Source organism: Duganella guangzhouensis (genome assembly GCF_009674535.1).
GTDB classification, from domain to species: Bacteria; Pseudomonadota; Gammaproteobacteria; order Burkholderiales; family Burkholderiaceae_D; genus Rugamonas; species Rugamonas guangzhouensis.
In genome coordinates this window covers 45,242-63,739 of the sequence record NZ_WKJK01000020.1, presented here as the reverse complement: position 1 = coordinate 63,739, position 18,498 = coordinate 45,242, and the positions used below count along the sequence as shown (strand labels likewise).

22 protein-coding genes are annotated in these 18,498 nt (G+C 61.9%); 8 read left to right on the top strand and 14 right to left on the bottom strand.

Features of this window, described 5'->3' with window-relative positions; all coding sequences use genetic code 11:
* The first annotated feature begins 239 nt into the window (after positions 1-239).
* Positions 240-407 carry a Flp family type IVb pilin gene (locus tag GJ699_RS28200; RefSeq protein ID WP_154382740.1) on the top strand — a complete coding sequence of 56 codons (168 nt, stop codon included), beginning with the start codon at positions 240-242 and terminating at the stop codon, positions 405-407.
* Positions 408-456: 49 nt separating this feature from the next.
* A complete protein-coding gene (locus GJ699_RS28195) occupies positions 457-624 on the top strand; it encodes a Flp family type IVb pilin (protein ID WP_229262333.1) in 168 nt (55 codons plus the stop codon).
* Positions 625-643: 19 nt separating this feature from the next.
* On the opposite strand, the gene GJ699_RS28190 is transcribed toward GJ699_RS28195, so the two are convergent.
* Entirely contained in the window at positions 644-1,111 is a 468-nt protein-coding gene (locus GJ699_RS28190; RefSeq protein WP_154382738.1) for a GNAT family N-acetyltransferase, read from the bottom strand.
* A 240-nt stretch (positions 1,112-1,351) separates the two neighbouring features.
* On the opposite strand from GJ699_RS28190, the gene GJ699_RS28185 reads away from it, so the two are divergent.
* Together GJ699_RS28185 and GJ699_RS28180 are read left to right on the top strand one after the other, a co-directional pair.
* Entirely contained in the window at positions 1,352-1,519 is a 168-nt protein-coding gene (locus GJ699_RS28185) for a Flp family type IVb pilin (protein WP_154382736.1), read from the top strand.
* Between the two features lie 48 nt (positions 1,520-1,567).
* On the top strand, positions 1,568-1,735 hold the full coding sequence (locus GJ699_RS28180; protein ID WP_229262333.1) for a Flp family type IVb pilin: 168 nt from the start codon (positions 1,568-1,570) through the stop codon (positions 1,733-1,735).
* Positions 1,736-1,818: 83 nt separating this feature from the next.
* Here GJ699_RS28180 and GJ699_RS28175 read toward each other — a convergent pair whose 3' ends face one another.
* The 10 genes from GJ699_RS28175 to GJ699_RS28130 form a co-directional block, all read right to left on the bottom strand.
* Positions 1,819-2,259 (bottom strand): YcxB family protein, encoded by a 441-nt coding sequence (locus tag GJ699_RS28175; RefSeq protein ID WP_154382731.1) that lies wholly within the window; start codon positions 2,257-2,259, stop codon positions 1,819-1,821.
* Positions 2,260-2,273: 14 nt separating this feature from the next.
* Entirely contained in the window at positions 2,274-2,543 is a 270-nt protein-coding gene (locus GJ699_RS28170; RefSeq protein WP_154382729.1) for a DUF2164 domain-containing protein, read from the bottom strand.
* Positions 2,544-3,446: an alpha/beta hydrolase gene (locus GJ699_RS28165; protein ID WP_154382727.1), complete on the bottom strand. Its 903-nt coding sequence runs from the start codon at positions 3,444-3,446 to the stop codon at positions 2,544-2,546.
* Between the two features lie 87 nt (positions 3,447-3,533).
* Positions 3,534-5,984, bottom strand: coding sequence for a TonB-dependent receptor plug domain-containing protein (locus tag GJ699_RS28160; protein ID WP_154382726.1), 2,451 nt, complete (start codon positions 5,982-5,984; stop codon positions 3,534-3,536).
* Positions 5,985-6,047: 63 nt separating this feature from the next.
* On the bottom strand, positions 6,048-6,557 hold the full coding sequence (locus GJ699_RS28155) for a RidA family protein (protein WP_154382724.1): 510 nt from the start codon (positions 6,555-6,557) through the stop codon (positions 6,048-6,050).
* An 11-nt stretch (positions 6,558-6,568) separates the two neighbouring features.
* Complete coding sequence (locus tag GJ699_RS28150; protein WP_154382722.1) at positions 6,569-6,982, bottom strand: c-type cytochrome; 414 nt, start codon at positions 6,980-6,982, stop codon at positions 6,569-6,571.
* Entirely contained in the window at positions 6,979-8,472 is a 1,494-nt protein-coding gene (locus GJ699_RS28145) for a flavin monoamine oxidase family protein (protein WP_229262343.1), read from the bottom strand. Before GJ699_RS28145 ends, GJ699_RS28150 begins: the two co-directional genes overlap by 4 nt.
* Before the next feature lie 333 nt (positions 8,473-8,805).
* Positions 8,806-10,629, bottom strand: a complete 1,824-nt coding sequence (locus tag GJ699_RS28140) for a TnsB C-terminal domain-containing protein (RefSeq protein ID WP_154382719.1) — start codon at positions 10,627-10,629, stop codon at positions 8,806-8,808.
* Positions 10,629-10,772, bottom strand: coding sequence for a hypothetical protein (locus tag GJ699_RS28135; RefSeq protein ID WP_154382717.1), 144 nt, complete (start codon positions 10,770-10,772; stop codon positions 10,629-10,631). The genes GJ699_RS28140 and GJ699_RS28135 overlap by 1 nt, the downstream gene beginning before the upstream one ends.
* 235 nt (positions 10,773-11,007) lie before the next feature.
* Positions 11,008-13,215: a DEAD/DEAH box helicase gene (locus tag GJ699_RS28130; RefSeq protein ID WP_154382715.1), complete on the bottom strand. Its 2,208-nt coding sequence runs from the start codon at positions 13,213-13,215 to the stop codon at positions 11,008-11,010.
* A 270-nt stretch (positions 13,216-13,485) separates the two neighbouring features.
* On the opposite strand from GJ699_RS28130, the gene GJ699_RS28125 reads away from it, so the two are divergent.
* From GJ699_RS28125 to GJ699_RS28115, 3 genes are all read left to right on the top strand, one after another.
* Positions 13,486-13,728, top strand: a complete 243-nt coding sequence (locus GJ699_RS28125; RefSeq protein ID WP_154382713.1) for a hypothetical protein — start codon at positions 13,486-13,488, stop codon at positions 13,726-13,728.
* Between the two features lie 229 nt (positions 13,729-13,957).
* Entirely contained in the window at positions 13,958-14,212 is a 255-nt protein-coding gene (locus tag GJ699_RS28120; RefSeq protein WP_154382711.1) for a hypothetical protein, read from the top strand.
* Between the two features lie 109 nt (positions 14,213-14,321).
* Positions 14,322-15,302: an alpha/beta fold hydrolase gene (locus GJ699_RS28115; RefSeq protein WP_154382709.1), complete on the top strand. Its 981-nt coding sequence runs from the start codon at positions 14,322-14,324 to the stop codon at positions 15,300-15,302.
* A 103-nt stretch (positions 15,303-15,405) separates the two neighbouring features.
* Here the strand turns inward: GJ699_RS28115 and GJ699_RS28110 are convergent, their stop codons facing one another.
* The 3 genes from GJ699_RS28110 to GJ699_RS28100 form a co-directional block, all read right to left on the bottom strand.
* Positions 15,406-15,633, bottom strand: coding sequence for a hypothetical protein (locus tag GJ699_RS28110; protein ID WP_154382707.1), 228 nt, complete (start codon positions 15,631-15,633; stop codon positions 15,406-15,408).
* A gap of 48 nt (positions 15,634-15,681) precedes the next feature.
* Positions 15,682-15,906, bottom strand: a complete 225-nt coding sequence (locus GJ699_RS28105; RefSeq protein WP_154382705.1) for a hypothetical protein — start codon at positions 15,904-15,906, stop codon at positions 15,682-15,684.
* 107 nt (positions 15,907-16,013) lie between these two features.
* Complete coding sequence (locus GJ699_RS28100; RefSeq protein ID WP_154382703.1) at positions 16,014-16,805, bottom strand: SDR family oxidoreductase; 792 nt, start codon at positions 16,803-16,805, stop codon at positions 16,014-16,016.
* A 68-nt stretch (positions 16,806-16,873) separates the two neighbouring features.
* On the opposite strand from GJ699_RS28100, the gene GJ699_RS28095 reads away from it, so the two are divergent.
* Positions 16,874-18,481 carry a M28 family peptidase gene (locus tag GJ699_RS28095; RefSeq protein ID WP_154382701.1) on the top strand — a complete coding sequence of 536 codons (1,608 nt, stop codon included), beginning with the start codon at positions 16,874-16,876 and terminating at the stop codon, positions 18,479-18,481.
* Positions 18,482-18,498: the final 17 nt, after the last annotated feature.

Here is an 18,498-nt window from a genome sequence, read left to right as displayed (position 1 = left end):
GCAACTGAAATAACTAATGCTGCGGAATCAACCTTACCACTTCGGCCAAGTTGCCTGTGGCTGTCATGTCGTGGCGTGGCGTGACAAATGTCACCGCAAAAGGTGACGTTTGTCCGCTGTGCGGCGGCGACAGGCTGCGTAAAATGTCTTTCATCGGCAGCACCTAAAACCTGAACCCCGTTTTAGTTGAAGCAAGAGAAGCAAGTTCCCTTACTTAACTAACTTTGACGAGGTTTATCATGAATGCAATCAAACAGTTTATCCGCGAAGAAGACGGCATCACCGCGATCGAATACGCTCTGATGGCAGCCGCCATCGCCGCCGCGATCACCGCCGGTCTGGCCGTGCTCGGCCCGAAACTGACCGCTTCGCTGACCTACATCTCCGGTCTGATCAAGTCGTCGTAATCCCGACGCCCAGCCTTTTCACTCAACGATCACACTCAGGAGCATGACCATGAACGCAATCAAAAATTTTATCCGTGAAGAAGACGGCATCACCGCCATCGAATACGCCCTGATGGCCGCCGCCATCGCCGCCGCGATCACCGCCGGCCTGGCCGTTCTCGGTCCTAAACTGACCGCCTCGCTGACCTACATTTCCGGTCTGATCAAGTCGTCGTAATTACAGCAAGACAGCAGCCTTACAATCCGGCCTCGTGCCGGATTTTTTTTGCCGGTGATGCCATCTGGAGATAGCTGATCGCTTTATCCTGATACGTCCGCTCGACTTCCCCCGCCACTGAGAAGCCGTTACGCAGATAAAATTTCCGGGCGCCGATGTTGGACGCCGCGACGTTAAGCGTAATGCCTGCAGTGCTCATCGATAGAACCTTATCCAACAGCGCCTGTCCAACGCCTTGGTTCCGGACATTGCGTCGAACGAACAAGGCGCGCAGTTGATTTTCGTGCAAGGCTGCGAATCCCAGCACTTCCTTATCCTCAAAAACCAGGACTGTCGATTCATTGAACGCCGCGAGAATGGCAGTGTCCTGGTCCAGCGGAGTGACAGCAAACTCGCCGCTTTCAAACTGAAGTTCGTCTTGCTTCGCATCGGCATAGATGCCGCACACCGCAGGAAAATCTGCTTCGGTAAAAGCACGAACTGTCATGTCATCCCTCTCCAAATTCACGTTCTCGCGGAAGAAACCTTGCCACTTCGGCCAAGTTGCCTGTGGCTGCCATGTCGTGGGGTGACAAATGTCATCGCAAAAGGTGACGTTTGTCCGCTGTGCAACGACGAAGGGCTGCGTAAAATGTCTTTCATCGGCAGCACCTAAAACCCGAACCCCGTTTTAGTTGAAGCAAGAGAAGCAAGTTCCCTTACTTAACTAACTTTGACGAGGTTTATCATGAATGCAATCAAACACTTCATCCGCGAAGAAGACGGTATCACCGCCATCGAATACGCTCTGATGGCCGCCGCCATCGCCGCTGCGATCACCGCCGGTCTGGCCGTCCTCGGCCCTAAACTGACCGCTTCGCTGACCTACATCTCCGGTCTGATCAAGTCGTCGTAATCCCGACGCCAGCCTTTTCACTCAACGATCACACTCAGGAGCATGACCATGAACGCAATCAAAAACTTTATCCGTGAAGAAGACGGTATCACCGCCATCGAATACGCCCTGATGGCCGCCGCCATCGCTGCCGCGATCACCGCCGGCCTGGCCGTACTCGGTCCGAAACTGACCGCCTCGCTGACCTACATTTCGGGCCTGATCAAATCGTCCTGATACCCAGCCTCCTCGTTGTAACAACCCTTTAATCCGGAACATCGTTCCGGATTTTTTTCGTCCAACGGCGGGAAAAGCGCTCATCAACTAACCCGCTCCCGATGTTGAGCAATATAGCGCTTCAGTTGAACCAGTTGCTCAGTGGAGAGCGCCCGCAGTGGCACCGGCATCGCGCCGTTCCCCTTTGCGAACAGATAGCCGGTGGGATATTCGTGGATCGCCTCCACGCCGGACCACGGCACCACCAACTCGCCCGACTTGGAGTTGCGCACGATCCCCATGTCGTCAAACTTGAAATCGCACGCGCCAACCCTCAGCACCTTGAACAGAAAGATCGGTGGCCCAACCAGATACAAAGTTCCTTTGAGGATGGGCAAGTCATACCAGCGCAGCGCCTTTCCCTGTTCGGATTTGCGACGCCTTAAATCCGCAATCACGTGAGACGTGACGAGACTGAGGTATTCGCCCAATCGGTAACTCACATGAAAACTGATGGGGACATTTTGCGATTGGCCGTCTTGCATGAACTCTCCTGTTTTTAGCGCCGCCGTGGCTGATCGTACTTCTTCCAGTACTGCGCTTCCTCTTCGTGTATCTCAAACTCCAGGTCCGCAACGCGAATCTGCATATGCTCCTGCACGTCGGCCACCGCCTTGTTGTAGATGACCGGACCAATCTCCTCCAGCACAAACCCCAGCAAACCACCGGCCGCGATATTGCCGATCGTGTCGTCCAGGTTCTCTTCAAAATAGCGCTGGATCGAGCGTATCAGCTCGTCGCGCACTGCTTTCTCTAATTCGATCGCCATCTACTGCTCCTTCCCTAACGCCTTGCGGATCTGCCCCAGCACAATCGGCCAGGAGGGTGACGTCGCCGCCACCTCGTCATAGTGACTGCCGCCAGGCAGCACCAGCACCTCGGCCGCGTCGCCGGCGGCGATGGCGCGGCGCGCATAGTCCTGGCCCACGCGCAGCGGCGAGATATTGTCATGCTCGCCGTGGATCAGCACCGTGCGCACGCCGGCCGGCAGCATCTCGGCCGGCGAGGTGTCGCTGAAGATATCCGGCCGCGCGGCGCTGGCCACGCCGGCCAGTTGCGCCATGTCGCGGTCGCAGCTGGACTTGATCAGCGCCTGCTCGTTGCGCAGATCGGCCAGCCCGCCCAGGCTGAGCACCACCGGCACCGGCAGCGGATCGGCCACGTACAAGGGACTGCTGCGCGGCAGCCGCGCACGCGATCCGGCCCACTGCGCCAGATGGCCGCCGGCCGAATGCCCGACCAGCACCACTCGCGACAGGTCCAGCTGGTGCTGCCCCGCCAGCCCGCGCAAGCGGTCCATGGCATTCGCCACGTCGTGATACATGCCTGGATAACCGCCACCCTCTTCGTCATAGCGGCGGTACTCCACATTCCACACCGCGACGCCTTGCGCTGCCAGCGCGCCGGCCATATTGCGCATCTGCGTGATGCCGCCGAAATGCTTGGTCCAGCAGCCGCCGTGGATAATCACCGCCACCGGGAACGGCCCCGCGCCGGCTGGCTGAAACAGTTCCGCAAACTGCGATGGCGCCGCGCCATACGCCACGTGCAGCGTCGGTGCCGGCCCGCTCAGCGCCAGGTAATCGTCCAGCGTCATCGGCGTGCGCGCGCCGGCGACACCCGCGCCAGCCACCGCCGCCGCCAGCAAGGTCCATCTCATTTTTTTCAGCATGCGCTCTCCTCCAGTCAGCCGCCATGCTACACGAAAAAAAAGGGCCGCCCCCGTGAGGAGACGACCCGAAAAGAACTAAGCCCCCGCTTAGAACTTGTAGTTGGCGCGCGCGTAGTAATAGCCGCCGTTGATGCCGAACGGCGAGAAGCCCGGCAACACGTTGACCGCCGCGTTATCGCCTGCAGCACGTTGCGCCGCCAGCAGACCAGCGTTCACACCATTTGGATAGATGTTGAACAGATTGTTGGCACCCACCGCCACCGACCAGGCGCTGTTGATCTTGTAGCCCAGTTCCAGATCGGTGATGACCTTCGGTTTGATCTCGGTTTTGTAGTACACCGAGCCATCCTCGCTGCCCCACTCTTCAGCCTTGCCGTAGATCGCCTCGCGCAGGTTGACGGTCCAGTTACCGACCTTCCACAGCGCGCCCAGATTGACGCGCATTTTCGGCGACGCGGTTTCCAGATCCGAGATCGCGGTCTTGTCCAGCAGCGTTTGCGGCAGCAACTGGGTCGGCGCCTGATTGACCTTGGTGACTTTCACCTGGTTGTAGTTGGCGGCGATCGACCAGTCCACCTTGCCGGCGGTGCCGTAGTTGGAGTTGACCGTGGTGACGAACTCCAGGCCGCGGCTGCGGGTATCGACCGCGTTGGAGAAGATGTTGATACCGGTCTGGCTCACCGTGCTATCCAGTACGTTGCCGTTGGCCTTGATGGCCGCCGTCACCGCCGGCGAGTTCACCGCGCCACCCGAGCCATACAGCGCGCCCGAGCCGACGATGCGGTCCTTGATCTTGATCTGGTAGACGTCCAGCGTCACCGCCACATTGTTCGCCGGGTTCAGCACAAAGCCCAGCGACAGATTGTTGGAACGCTCAGGCTTCAACCCATCCACGCCCACCAGCTTGGCGCCGGCCGAATTCGGCGCCAGTTGCACGAAGGCGGTGGTCGGGCCGACGTTGGTGGCCGAGTAGTATTCCTCGGCCAGCGTCGGCGCGCGGAAGCCGTTCGAGATGGTGCCGCGCACCGCGAACACCGGCGAGAAGTCGTAGCGGCTGGTCAGCTTGCCGACCTTGGCGTTGCCGAAATCGCTGAAGTGCTCATAGCGGCCGGCCACGTCCACCGTCAGTTCCGGCACCGGATTGCCGGCGAAGTCGATATAGGCCGCCTGGTTGGTGCGGCTATGGCTGCCGGCGTCGGTCAGCGAGAAGCCCGGATACGACTGCGAACCTTCCTTGTAGCGCGAAGCTTCGTCGCCGGCCTGGATCTCATATTTGTCCTGGCGGTACTCGACACCGGCGGCCACGTTCAGCGGCTTGCTCCAGCCGATGTCGAACTCCTTGCTGCCCTCCAGCGTGGTGGTCCACTGGCTGGCGATGAAGGCGCCGGCCGAGAACACGGTCGGGGTGTAGCCGGTGTCGTTGAACAGCGAGACGTTGCCCGAATCGGCCACGCCGATGCGCGCCTTGTCGCGGCCGTAGGTGGTGCTCAGGTCGACGTTCCAGCCCGCCAGCTTGCTCTTGACGCCACCGGTGAAGGCGGCGTCTTCTTCCTTCATGGTCTCCTTCGGCGAGAAGCCGGTCGGATAGATCACGGGCAGGCGGCTCGGCAGACGGTAGTTTTCGAACGCGCGCGCTTCCTTGCGGCCGGCGGTGACGGTCGCATACAGCTGGCTGTCGGGCGCGAAGTCCCAGCCGAAGTTGGCGGCAAAGACGTTCAGGTGATACTGGGCGTCGCCGGCGATATGGTTGACGTGCGGGTAGCCCGGCTCGCGGAACATGCCCGGGTAAGCCGCCATATTGGCAGGATCGACCACCCGCGGATCGATGCCGCCACGGTCGCTGTAGCCGTGGTATTTCGATTCCGCCGTCAGGCTGAGGAAGGCATCCTGGAACGGTTCGACGCCGATATTGGCCGAGCCGTCCAGCGTGCGGCCGCCGCCATCCACATAGCCGCCGCCGTTGACGGTGGCGGTACCGCCGTGGTTATTCGATTTGAGGATGATGTTGACCACACCCGCGATCGCGTCCGAACCATACTGCGCCGCCGCGCCGTCCTGCAGCACCTCGATGTGGTCGATGGCCGACACCGGGATGTAGTTCAGGTCCGCCGCCGCGCCACCCTGGTACGGTCCGCCCAGCACCGCCAGATTGGCGGTGCCGTGACGGCGTTTGCCGTTGATCAGCACCAGCGTGTTGTTCGGGCTCAGGCCGCGCAGGCGCGCCGACAGCGTCAGGTTGGCGGTGTCGCCGCCAAACGCCTGGGCGGTGAACGACGGCAGATTCTGCGCCAGCGCCTGGATCAGGTCCGGCTGGCCGGTACGCTGCAGCGAGGCCGAATCCAATACCTGAATCGGCGAGGCGCTGTTTTCCACCTTGATGCCGCTGGAACGGGTACCGGTCACGATCACCGCGCCGGCATTGGGTGCATCGACCGGCGCCGCCGCATCGTCGGCGGCGGCAGGATCGGCGGCGTAAACACCAAACGCCAGAGTAGACAGCACGGCTGCAACGCCGATCTTGAGTGTGGCCTTATGCATATTTTCAATTCCCCATTTTTGAATGACAAAGAAAGTAAGACCCAGAACTACCAAAACTGCCGATTACTTTTTGGCGGCGACCACCTCGATCTCGACCAGCCAGCCCGGATTGCTCAGACCCGCCACCTGCACCACCGCGCGCGCCGGCAGGTTGAGCTGCGGGGCCGGTTGGGCAGTGGCGCCGAAGTACTGCGTGTACGCTTCCATGAAGCCCTTGGTGTCGGCCTTGCCGCCCTTGGCCGGATCACCGACCAGGAACACCGTCATCTTCACCACATCCGACATCTCCAGCTTCATGCCGTTGAGGATTTCCTTGATCTTCTTCAGCACCGTTTCGGATTGGGTCTTGGTGTCGCCAAAAGCTTCCAGCGAATCGGCCGGCGCATCCTTGTTGACCACCGCCGGCACCTGGCCGCTGACGAAGTGGATGGTGGCGGTCGATGGAATGCTGACCGCCAGCGCGATCGGGAAATCGGAGCCAGGAATTTTCTGGCGCACGATGTCCGCTTTCGGTGCCGCGTACGCGCCGCCGCAAGCGGCCGCAATCAACATGCTTAACAGTGCTTTTTTCATCTTTGTCTCTTTCAGTGTTTGTTGGACATGACGGAATTACCGAACGGATCTAAGCCCAGCGTGGCGCGCAGCGCGCTGACATCGTCCGCTTTCAAGCCATCGGCCTTGTTGCCCCAGTTGGAGCGCACGAAGGTCAGCACGGTAGCGATATCACGATCGCTGAGCGAATCGCTGAAGTCGGGCATGCCGCCACGGCCCTTCAGCAGCACGCTGGCCACCTCGCTGCTCTTGCCCTGCACGAAGCTGTTGCCGGCCAGCGCAGGGAAGGCGCCGGGAATGCCCTTGCCGCTGGCCTGATGGCAGGCCGCGCAGTTTTTCAGGAATAGCGCCTTGCCATCCATCTCCTGCGCCCGCGATGGCGACGATGCCGCCGCCGCCAGCGCCGCCACGATCAGCATCGCGGCCTTGATCAAGCCTTCTTTCATGCGCTGGCCCTTTCATGGATCTTGGCGATCTGCTGCCATGCCGATTCAATCGCGCCAGCCTGCCAGCCGGTCAGATAGCTCATGTGCTCACCGGCCAGCAGAATCCGGCCCTCGCCCTCCAGCAGGGTTGGATAGGCTGCCGCGCGGGTCTTGTCGGTCCACTCGGCCCAGCCGCCCAGGTTGTACTGCACGCGGTGCCAGGCCACCGAGAACGCGGTCTCGAAACTCTCGCTGTACTGCGGGAAGATCTTCTGCCCCGCCGCCACCGCGTATGCGGCGCGCTCCTGCGGCGACAAGGCGCTGATCTCGATCGCCTGCGTCTGATAGTGGTAATAACCGAGCAGCACGCCCTTCTGTTTCTGGAAGCCGTAAGACGGCAGCGAAATCTGGTTGATGTTTTTCAGGTCGGTCAGCACGTGGCCGCCGTAGATGTGATCGTCCTCTTCCCAGAAGCGGCGCTTCATCTGCAGGCCGATCTTGCCCACCGGCGCGTACGCCACGGTGGCGACGGCCTTCTTGAATTTGTCCGAAAAATCGGTATCGATCTGGCGCAGCACCGACAGCGGGATGGCGCACAGGCAGAAATCAGCGCTGATGGTGCTGACCTTGTTGGTGCCGGTATCCTTGTAGGTCACCGTCACACCTTTGTCGTTCTGACGAATGGTTTGAACTTCCGACTTGTAGCGGATGTTTTTGCCGACGCGTTTTTCAAACGCCTTGGCGATGGCGTCCATGCCGCCGACCGGCTGGAACATGGTGTTCTGCATTGGGAAATCCTGCACCGCGCTGTACACATTGCCCAGCTTCGATGCCAGCAAATCCTTGAAGCCGAGCGGATCGGACGGCGTGCCCGGATTGGCGCCGGCGCCCGGATTGACCGCCCAGCCACGGCCGCTGCGGCCCTTGTACTGCAGATCGCCGGCGGTCAGCGCGCCTTCGTGCTGCAGATAGTCCAGCAACAGGCGCTGGTCGTCGGCGGTCAGTTCCTGGTCCAGCGCGTGGTTCTTGACCGATTTGGCCAGCAGCTCCGCCACATGGCCGCGCATATCGGCCTTGATCTCCTTGATGCGCATGCGCTTGCCCGCGAACGGACCGGCGTTCTCCGAATAGATATACGAATGATCGTTATCGTTGACCATGACCTCCAGCGGCACCTCAAACTGCTTGGTGTAGTGCAGCGTCGAGCGGTGGTGCAGCGGAATGCGCCATGGACCGTGGTTGATATAGTGGCCGTCGTCAAACGCGCAGGTCTGCTTTTCGCCACCCAGCTCGGTCAGCGAGAAGCCCTTGCGCGCGGTCTGGCAACGGCCGCCGGCAAAGGCGCGCGCTTCCAGGATCTGTACCTTGTAGCCGAGCTTTTCCAGCTCAAAGGCGGCTGTCATGCCGGCCAGGCCGGCGCCCAGGATCAGTACCTTCTTGCCCTTGCCGCTGCCGCTCAGGGCCGGCGGCGCGGAGGCGGTGGACTCGATGCCCATGCCCCAGGCGCTCATGGTATTCAACAGCAATCCGGTGCCGCCAACGGCAGCCACCCGGTACAGAAAATCCCTCCTCGTAAACGAACTAAACGATTTATATGGTTTCACTGTTTTACTATCCATCTGTTCCTCGCCATTCTGCTGAAAAGACCTTGGGTGACTTGCTATCCCATAGTCCCTATTTAGCAAACGGCGTGCCATGTCATGAACAAAAAATAAACATGTTTCCGCCAGCGTGCCGCGATGGGGTGAAACGAAATAAACGGTATAAACAATGTGCAGACTTTATTCGGGCAAAAAAAATGCACCGCACCTTTACGATGCAGTGCATTTCGGTGCCCGGATCGATCAGCCGACCAAGCTGGCGTAACTCTGCGTAGTACTGCGTAGCGCCGCCGCCGGCAAGGCCGCCTGGCCGCGCGGCAGATGCGCGATCTCCGCCGCCGACAAGTGCAGATGGGCGGCGCTGACGTCGGCCAGGTGGCAGGCATGGAACTGCATCGGCGCCGATGGGTCCAGCAGAAACACCATGTCCAGATTGGCCGGATCGTAGGCCACCCGCACATGCCACGCACCACGCAGGCGCGCGCGCTCGAACCAGCGCTCATTGGTGGCGCGGCCGCAGGTGTAAATACTATCGAACAGCGTGATGCCGTCCGCCGTCACGCTGGCCTGCGCCACCGGCATCAGGCTGCAGCGCACCAGCTGTTCCGGATACACCTTCAGACCGCCGCCGCGATGCTCGACACCCCAGTCCCACAACTGGCGCGGCGTCGCGTTGCCGGCTTGCGCCAGCGGCTGGCGGCTGTTGTGGTACAGGACGCAGTCGATGACGATGCGGGTGAACTGGTCGAGGTCCATCACGCCATCCAGCCGGCACGGCATGCCCTCGGCCGTCGGCGCCAGCAGATTGAAACGCTTGGCCAGCACCGCGCGCCACTCGGCCGGGCCATCGTCGGCCGCCACGCAACGCAGGTTGAAGTTGTTGAGCAGGGTGTCGCCGCTCCAGCCCAGCGTCAGGCCGGCGTTGACGAACAGCGTTTCCGGCAGATGCTGCACCGGCCACTGGCCGTCCTCGATGCGACGGCCATACTGCTGCGCGTAGCGCTGCTTGTCGGCGCCGCAGTTGGCCAACGCCAGCATGGCCTGCGGCCACTGCGGCTCGCCGATGCCGACATAGACCCCGCACACCATGCGGCTGAAGGTGTCCGTCACCACGTACACCAGCGGCCGGCCGATGGCCTGGTGGCGGTCCGCGCGCGACACCAGTTGCACCTCGGCGCGCACCGCGTCCAGATAGAAGCCGGCGCCGGGCCGGCCCTGCGGCAGCGCGCTCATGTCCGGCGTCGCCTGCTGCGCCATCGGCATCGCCGCCAGACTATGCTGGCGCCGCGCCACTTCCGGCGGCCGGTCATCGTCGTGATCCAGCCAGTAATTGAACTGGCCGAAGGTCGGCACTTCCTTGGCCGGATGGGCCAGCGCGGTCAGCACGCGGCCACTGGCGGCGTCGATGCGGCGCTCGACGAAGAAATCGTTCAGCATCTGCTGATAAGCGCCCAGCCGCGAGAAGCGCGCGTTGGCGGCCGCAAAGCGCGCGGTGGCGACACGGAAGGTGCGGCGGATCTCTTCGTCAGCGTTCAGGCCCGGCCCGGCCTCGGCGCCGTTCTTGCGCGGCCGCCCGCGCTTGACGCCGGCCGACGATTGACGCACCTTGCCGCGCCCACCCGAGTTGCCATAGTCCGGCAACAGCGCGTTGGGGGTCTGCCCGCGCTGCCAGTAGCGGCGCAGATAGCGATAGATGGTGGGATGCGAGACGTCGTGCTGCGCGGTGGCCTGGGCGATCATCTGGCCGCGCAGCCGCGCCTCATAGATATCCGGCTCTTGCGCCACCAGCGCGCCGATGATTTCCCAGGCGCGCGCGCGCAACTGCAGATGCTTGGCTGGCAGCAGCTCCTGGCTGACCACCATCAGATAGGGGTCGGCCGGCAGCACGCTGGCGTGGCCGGCCCGGATGTCGGCGTGCAGCACCGACAGATGGATCAACTCCACTTCCGCCGAATGCGCCGCCACGTCAAATACATAGGCGTGGCTTTGCTCCGGCGAGATCCACAGGATGCGGAGGGTGCGCGGCGACGGATGCGTGTAGTGCAGCAGGTCGTTCCGCAGCAGCATTAGCGCCCCTTGGAGAAGTTCGATACGTTAAAAGGACGCGTATCGACGTAAATCGAATGCAGCCCGCCTTGACTCGTTTCGCGCAGCAGTTGCGGCTTGATCGAGTCCACCAAGGTCGTCCACAGCTTCCTGAATGAAGTCATTGCCCTACTCCCATGCTTAACGTCTCCAGGTTAGAGGCGCTGGTACAGCCGCCATTAATCACGATTGTGCTGACACATATGCAATAAGTGGGCCAGCCCGGCTTCCCCTATGGGAGCCAGAGTGAGTATGGAATGACAAGCTTGGTTTTGGTGCAATGCAGCACCAACGTAGGGAACGCTGTGGGAAACCACGGGGCAAGAAAAAAGGGGCCGAACGGCCCCTTGAATCACAACATTAGTACTTCTTCGACTTCGGCTTGGCGCCCGGCGCCGGCTTCTTCGGCGGCGTGTGCTTGGCCGATTCCGGCGGCATGCGGTCGACCTGACTGATCTTCAGCTGGGCGCCGCCCACCCACACCTTGCCGAGGTTGCGGAACATATCGTCCGGCATGCCGTCCGGCAGCTCCAGCATGCTGTGGTCATCGAAAATCTCGATGCGACCGATGTATTTCGCTTCCAGCCCGGTCTCGTTGGCGATGGCGCCGACGATGTTGGCCGGGCTGATCTCGTTGTTGCGGCCCACTTCGACACGGAACGCCGACATCGGCACCGACTGCTTGCCCGGCTTTTCCTTTTTCTTCTTGGCCGGCGCTTCCTCCGATTCCTCGGCGGCGGCGCGCACGGTGCGCTCCAGCGGCGAGCCGGCCGGCTTGACCGGCTTGTCGGCGCGCGCCGCTTTGGCGGCCGGAGCGGCCGGGGCGGACGATGCTGCCGGGGCGGCTGGCGCGCCTTCGCCATCGACGCTGATGCGCAGCGACTGGCCGGCGACGCGGATGCCGCCCATCAGCTCCAGCGCTTCGCGGCTCAGCGTGTCCGGCATGTCCAGCACGGTGAAGTCATCGAAGATCTCGATGCGGCCGATGTTCTTGGAATCGATGCCGCCCTCGTTGGCGATGGCGCCAACGATGTTGCCCGGCTTGACGCCGTGCTGGTAGCCGACTTCAATCCGGTAGGTGCGCATGCCCGGCTCGGAATCGCGCGGAATCCGCTCCTTCTTGCCGAAACGCTCGCTGCGCTCAGGACGCTCGCCACGATCGAAGCGCTCGGCGCGCTCCGGGCGGTCGAAGCTCTGGCGCGCCGGACGCTCTTCCCATTCGGTCTTCTGCTTCTTATCCAGCAGCAGCGGCACGTCGCCACGCGACAGCTTGGCCAGCGCGGCGGCAATTTCCACGGCCGGGATGTTGTACTCCTGCTCGTAATCCTCGATCAGCGACTGGAACTGTTCCAGGCCACCTTCGGCCAGGGTCTCGGTGATCTGTTGCTTGAACTTGGCGATGCGCACATCGTTGACCGCCTGGATGGTCGGCAGCTCCAGCTGGCCGATCGGCTGGCGGGTCGAACGCTCGATCATCTTCAGCAAGCCCTTTTCGCGCGGCGTGATGAACAGGATCGCCTCGCCGCTGCGGCCGGCGCGGCCGGTACGGCCGATACGGTGGGTGTAGCTTTCCGGATCGTGCGGCACATCGTAGTTGATCACGTGCGAAATGCGTTCCACGTCCAGGCCACGGGCGGCGACGTCGGTCGCCACCAGGATATCGATCTTGCCATCCTTGAGCATCTGCACCGTGCGCTCACGCTGCGCCTGCTGGATGTCGCCGTTGATGGCGGCCGCCGAGAAACCGCGCGCCTGCAGCTTCTGCGCCAGCTCCTCGGTACCCAGCTTGGTGCGCGAGAAGATGATCATGCCATCGAAATTCTCGGCTTCCAGGATACGGGTCAGCGCGTCCAGCTTGTGCATGCCGGACACCAGCCAGTAGCGCTGGCGGATATTCTCATTGGTGCCGGTCTTGGCCGCCACCGTCACTTCTTTTGGATTGTGCAGATAGGTATTGGCGATGCGGCGGATCGCCGACGGCATGGTGGCCGAGAACAGCGCGGTCTGGCGCGACTCCGGAGTCTCCTGCAGGATGCGCTCGACGTCGTCGATAAAGCCCATGCGCAGCATCTCGTCGGCCTCGTCCAGCACCAGCGTTTTCAGCTTGGACAGATCGAGCGAGCCCTTGTCCAGGTGATCGATCACACGGCCGGGAGTGCCGACCACCACATGCACGCCACGGCGCAAGGCCGACAGCTGCGGGCCGTAGCTCTGGCCGCCGTAGATCGGCAGCACATGGAAGCCGGGGATGTGGCTGGCGTAGGTCTGGAACGCTTCCGCGACCTGGATCGCCAGTTCGCGCGTCGGCGCCAGCACCAGCGCCTGCGGCGCGGTTTGTTTGATATCGATGCGCGCCAGGATCGGCAGCGCGAAGGCGGCGGTTTTACCGGTGCCGGTCTGGGCCTGGCCCAGCACGTCGAGGTTTTGCAGCAGCAGCGGGATGGTCGCGGCCTGGATCGGCGATGGCGACTCGTAGCCGACGTCATTTAGCGCCTTGACTAGCGGCGCGCCGAGGTTGAGATCGGAAAATAGGGCAATTGGGGATACAGGGGATGCAGATGCAGACATGGCGTCACTCACAAAATTGTTCGAATCGCCTAATTGCGAAAGAAATTGCCCGTAGTTTACTCTGTCTTGACCCAACTAGCGTTTTTTTACGTGATTTGACGCCGAAATGCCAGCTTTTCGCACGCCTCCGGCCGCGCCGTGACCAAGCGTGAACTATTCACTTGCGTAAAATGCTATTCTTGCCAAATCGCCAGCCGGCGAACTTTGTTCCTTAATCCAGGATACGTCAGCCAGACGCCAAACGTATGAATGCAACTATCATCGGAAAAAATGATATTTATTCAAATCGCAGTGGTGTTGTTCACCGTGGTACTTGGCATACCGATTCAAATCATCGACTACAAGCATCGCAAGAAAAAAGCGTATGAGCCCGGAGATGCCTGGGCCTATTACTCCAGGCTCAGCAAAGAAGGCAATCCGGAAGGCAAGTTCATGATGGCGGCAACCTATTGCGGCATTGCCATTATCGTAGCGGCGCTAGTCCTTCTCACATATCGACTTTTTTCAATGTAAATGCAGCGCCTGCAGCCCGCCAGTAGCCGTCATTCCCGCGAAAGCGGGAATCCATACTTCGCAGGCACCCTTCTGACCTATGGATTCCGGCCTGCGCCGGAATGACGGCAACGGAGGCGCGATCACTGACACCATGTTTTTTACCATTCATGCCCTATATCTGCCCGTATAGCGCAAGTTGGTAGACGCAGAGTCTGTGCGGCTTATCCTGAGAAAAAGGAGGAGTGAAATGTTTGCCAATGAAAAAATGTACGGCTTTCTGCGCTTGTTTACCCTGTCGCTAGTGGTCACGCTGGTTGCGAATGTATTGGTGCTCAACTACCTGCCAGGTTACGGGCTTATTTTTGTGATGTTCTGTTTTATCGGCGGCCTCGGCATGCTGCCCTGGTTTCATAGCCTGAAAGGGACGACATTCTCGGCGGGGGTCTGTCTAGGTGTAATCTTCGCCACAATGTTCTTCTTCCGAGAAACCCTATTCAGCTGAGGTATGGGGTGATGACCCCATCGCCTTGACAAGCTCAAGCGCAGGACCGCGCGCACGCCGATTCGGGGCTTCGATTATAGTAAGTGTTTTACTTACCCGGAGTACCCGCATGCGCATCCTGCTCACCGCCGCCCTGCTTGCCGGTTCGGCGTCCGCCGCCACTTATGGCCCGCAGCTGGAAGGTTTTACCTACCCGCACCCGGTGCAGAAATACAGCTTCACCTCGCAAGGTCTGAATCTGCAGATGGCGTATATGGACGTGGCGCCGACCGCTAACGCCAACGGCAAAACCGCCGTCCTCCTGCACGGCAAAAACTTCTGCGGCGCCACCTGGGAGCAGACCATCACCGAACTGACCAAGGCCGGCTACCGCGTGGTGGCGCCGGACCAGATCGGCTTCTGCGCCTCGTCCAAGCCGGAGCATTATCAGTACTCGTTCCAGCAACTGGCCGCCAACACCAACGGCCTGCTGAAGAGCATCGGCGTCCAGCAGGCGATTCTGGTCGGCCACTCCACCGGCGGCATGCTGGCCACGCGCTACGCGTTGATGTATCCGGACGCGGTGGCCAAGCTGGTGATGGTCAACCCGATCGGGCTGGAAGACTGGAAGGCGCTGGGCGTGCCCTCGCCCGGCGTCGACACCTGGTATCAGCGCGAGCTGAAGCTGTCGGCCGACAGCGTGCGCGCCTACGAGCGCGCCACCTACTACGGCGGCACCTGGAAACCGGAATACGAGAAATGGGTCGACATGCTGGCCGGCCTGAACAACGGACCCGGCAAAAAGGTGGTGGCGTGGAATTCGGCGCTGATCTACGACATGATCTTCACCCAGCCGGTGGTCTACGAGTTCCCGCTGCTGAAGGTGCCAACCACGTTGCTGATCGGTGACGCCGACACCACCGCCATCGGCAAGGACATGGCGCCGCCCGAAGTGAAGGCCAAGATCGGCCACTACAACGTGCTGGGCAAGGAAACCGCGCAGAAGATTCCTAATGCGCGGCTGGTGGAATTCAAGGGCATGGGGCACGCGCCGCAGATGGAAGACCCCGTGGCTTTCCATCGCGCGCTGCTGGAGGAACTGAATCGCTGATGTGGTAAACGCAATGCAGGAAAGACGGAGTTGGAATCCGTCTTTCCTCTTGCACCGCCCAGGCCCGAAGGGTCCGGGGCGATACGTCAAGCCCGAGGCTTAATTACTTGCTGGCGGCTGGAGCCGAAGCTGCAGGGGCCGATGCGGAAGCCGATGCCGATGCGGCGGCGGCTTTTTCTTTCTTATGATGCTTGGCGGCCTTCTTGGCGGCTGGTGCCGAAGCGGCAGGCGCTGCAGCGGTGGCGGAAGCGGATGCCGAAGCGGCTGGAGCTTGAGCGAAAGCAGCGGAAGCGAACAGACCAACAACCAGGGTAGCGATTACTTTTTTCATGATTCAATCCTCTAGTGATTTATATGGTTTATATCGTTAATTAACTGCTTACTTGCTTGCTGCTGGTGCTGCTGGTGCTGCGGCGGTTGGTGCCACTTCCGCAGTTTTGGATTCTTTTTTGGCCTTGTGAGTTTTTTTCTTGGCGGCTGGTTTCGCTTCGGTTTTTTCCACGGCAGGCTTGGCTTCTGGAGCTGCTGCAGGGGTCGCAGGCGCTTGAGCGAATGCTGCGGTTGCGAACAGGCCGGCGATCAGAGAAGCGATTACTTTGGTCATGATGTTTCCTTTTTCGGGGTTTTCGGCATCGGGACAATTCCCGTGTCGCATGAGCAAAAAACGCGGCCATCGACAGCCTAGTTGACGCCAATTACAATTTCTTACAATCACGTTTTCAGCGCCGCCAGCGCCATCTTTTCCACCAGGCCCGGCGCGATCAGTTTGAGCCAGCGGCCCAGCTTGCCCTTGGCCGACATCACCACCTCGCGCCGGCGCGCCTGCATGCCGGACACGATCAGCGCCGCGCATTCTTCCACCGACATCGCCTTGTCTTCCTTCAGGCTGCTGTGACCCAGCTGACCACCGGCGGCGTTGTAGCCGCGATGCCGGATCTGGGTCGCCACCACGCCCGGATACGCGGTCGTCACGCTGACGCCGGCCGGCTTCAGCTCCACCCGCAGCGCCTCGAAGAAGCCGCCCATGGCGAACTTGGTGGCGCTGTAGGCGGTGCGTCCCGGCACGCCCACCAGCCCGGCCAGCGACGACACCGCGACGATCCGCCCGCGCGCCTGCTTCAGCTGCGGCAGCGCGGCATGCGTGCACCACACACTGCCCCACAAATTAATCCGCATCAGCTCCTCGTACCAGCCGAGGTCCGTCACCTCCTCGAACAGCGCGTGCGCCGAGCGGCCGGCGTTGTTGATCAGCGCATCGATGCGGCCGAAGCGCGCCACGCAGGCCTGCACCAGCGCCTCGCACTGCGCCTGCTGCGCCACGTCGGTCGGTACCACCAGCGTCTGCGCCCCGGCCGCCGCGCACTGCGCCGCCACCTGCTCCAGCATGGCCGCATTGCGCGCCGCCAGCACCAGCGCCACGCCGGCGCCCTGCCCACGCGCCAGCTGACGCGCGATCTCCGCTCCGATGCCATCCGAGGCGCCGGTGATGATGATGACTTCCATAGGTCTCCTGTTTTTGTCGATATACAGTAAGATTATCGCCTTCCGCATCACATCATGGAGTTAAAAATATGCGTCTGCCACTGATCGCCCTCGCCGCCGGACTGGCGCTGCAAGCCCACGCCCAGCAACCCGTCGTCGCCGAGGCGCCGCTGCGCGCCCACCTGTCCTTCCTGGCCGACGACCTGCTTGAAGGCCGCGGCACCGGCCAGCGCGGCGGCGCCCTCACCGTGCGCTATCTGGAAACGCAGGCCGCCATCATCGGCCTCAAACCACTGGCCGGCGGTGGCTACCGCCAGCCGGTCAAGGCCGAAGGCACCAAGCTGCTGCCGGGTAGCTTTACCCGCTTCAACGCCGATAACGGCAAGGTCCTGACACCGGCCAACGGCACCGAAATCGTCTACGGCACCATGAGCGGCAAGGAAGACATCACCATCGACGCGCCGCTGGTGTTCGTCGGCTACGGCGCCGTCGCCCCGGAGGAAAACTGGGATGACTACAAGGGCGTCGACATGAAGGGCAAGATCCTGGTCATGATGGTCAACGACCCGCAGCCGACCGCCGAAGAGCCCAACCGCTTCGCCGGCAAAGCCTATACCTACTACGGCCGCTGGATGTACAAGTATGAGGAAGCGGTGCGCCAGGGCGCGGCCGGCGCGCTGTTGATTCACACCACGCCGTCCGCCTCCTACGCCTGGAGCGTGCCGGCCACCAGCTTCGCGCACGAGCGCTTCCACCTGGCCGGCAGCGGCAACCCGATCGAGGGCTGGCTGCAGGAAGACACCGCGCGCCAGCTGTTCGCCGCCAGCGGCTTCGACCTCGACACGCTGCGCGCCGCCGCCGAGCGCCGCGACTTCCGCCCGGTCGACCTGAAAGTCAAACTGCACGCCGAAGTGAAGAGCAAGATCCGCCAGATTGAGGAGTTCAATGTGGCCGGCATCGTGCCCGGCACCGATCCCAAGCTGAAGGCGGAAGCGGTGGTCTATTCGGCGCACTGGGACCATCTGGGCATCGACGAGAACAAGCAGGGCGACAATATCTGGAACGGCGCCATCGACAACGGCTCCGGCGTGGCCGCGCTGCTGGCGATGGCGCAGGCGGCGGTGCAGCATCCCGCCAAGCGCACCCAGGTGTTCCTGTGGCCGGCCGGCGAAGAGACCGGTTTCCTCGGCAGCAGCGCCTACATCCGCAACCCGGCCTGGCCACTCAACAAAACCACGGCCGACCTCAACCTGGACAGCATGAACTTCGTCGGCAAGACGCACGACATCGGCGTCGCCGGCGCCGAGCGCAGCAGCCTGCTGGAAGCGTCCGCCGTGGTGGCCAAGAAGATGGGCCTGAAACTGGCGCCAGCGGTGCCGGACCTGTCCGGCGCCTACTTCCGCGCCGACCACTTCCCGTTCGCCAAAGCCGGCGTGCCGGCGTTTAACGTGGGCTCGGCGGTGTTCTCCGGCGACGGCTACTTCGACTTCGTGTCCGACCAGGACAAGAACCGCGCCCGTCTGGTGGCCTTCAAGAACGACTACCACCAGCCGTCCGACGAATACCACGCCGACTGGGATCTGTCCGGCATGGTGCAACAGGCGCAATTCACGCTCAACCTGGGCTACGAAGTGGCCAACGCGCCGAAAATGCAAACCTGGAAGGCCGGCGACGCCTTCGGCAAAGTCAAACGTTAAAAAACTGCCACACGGAA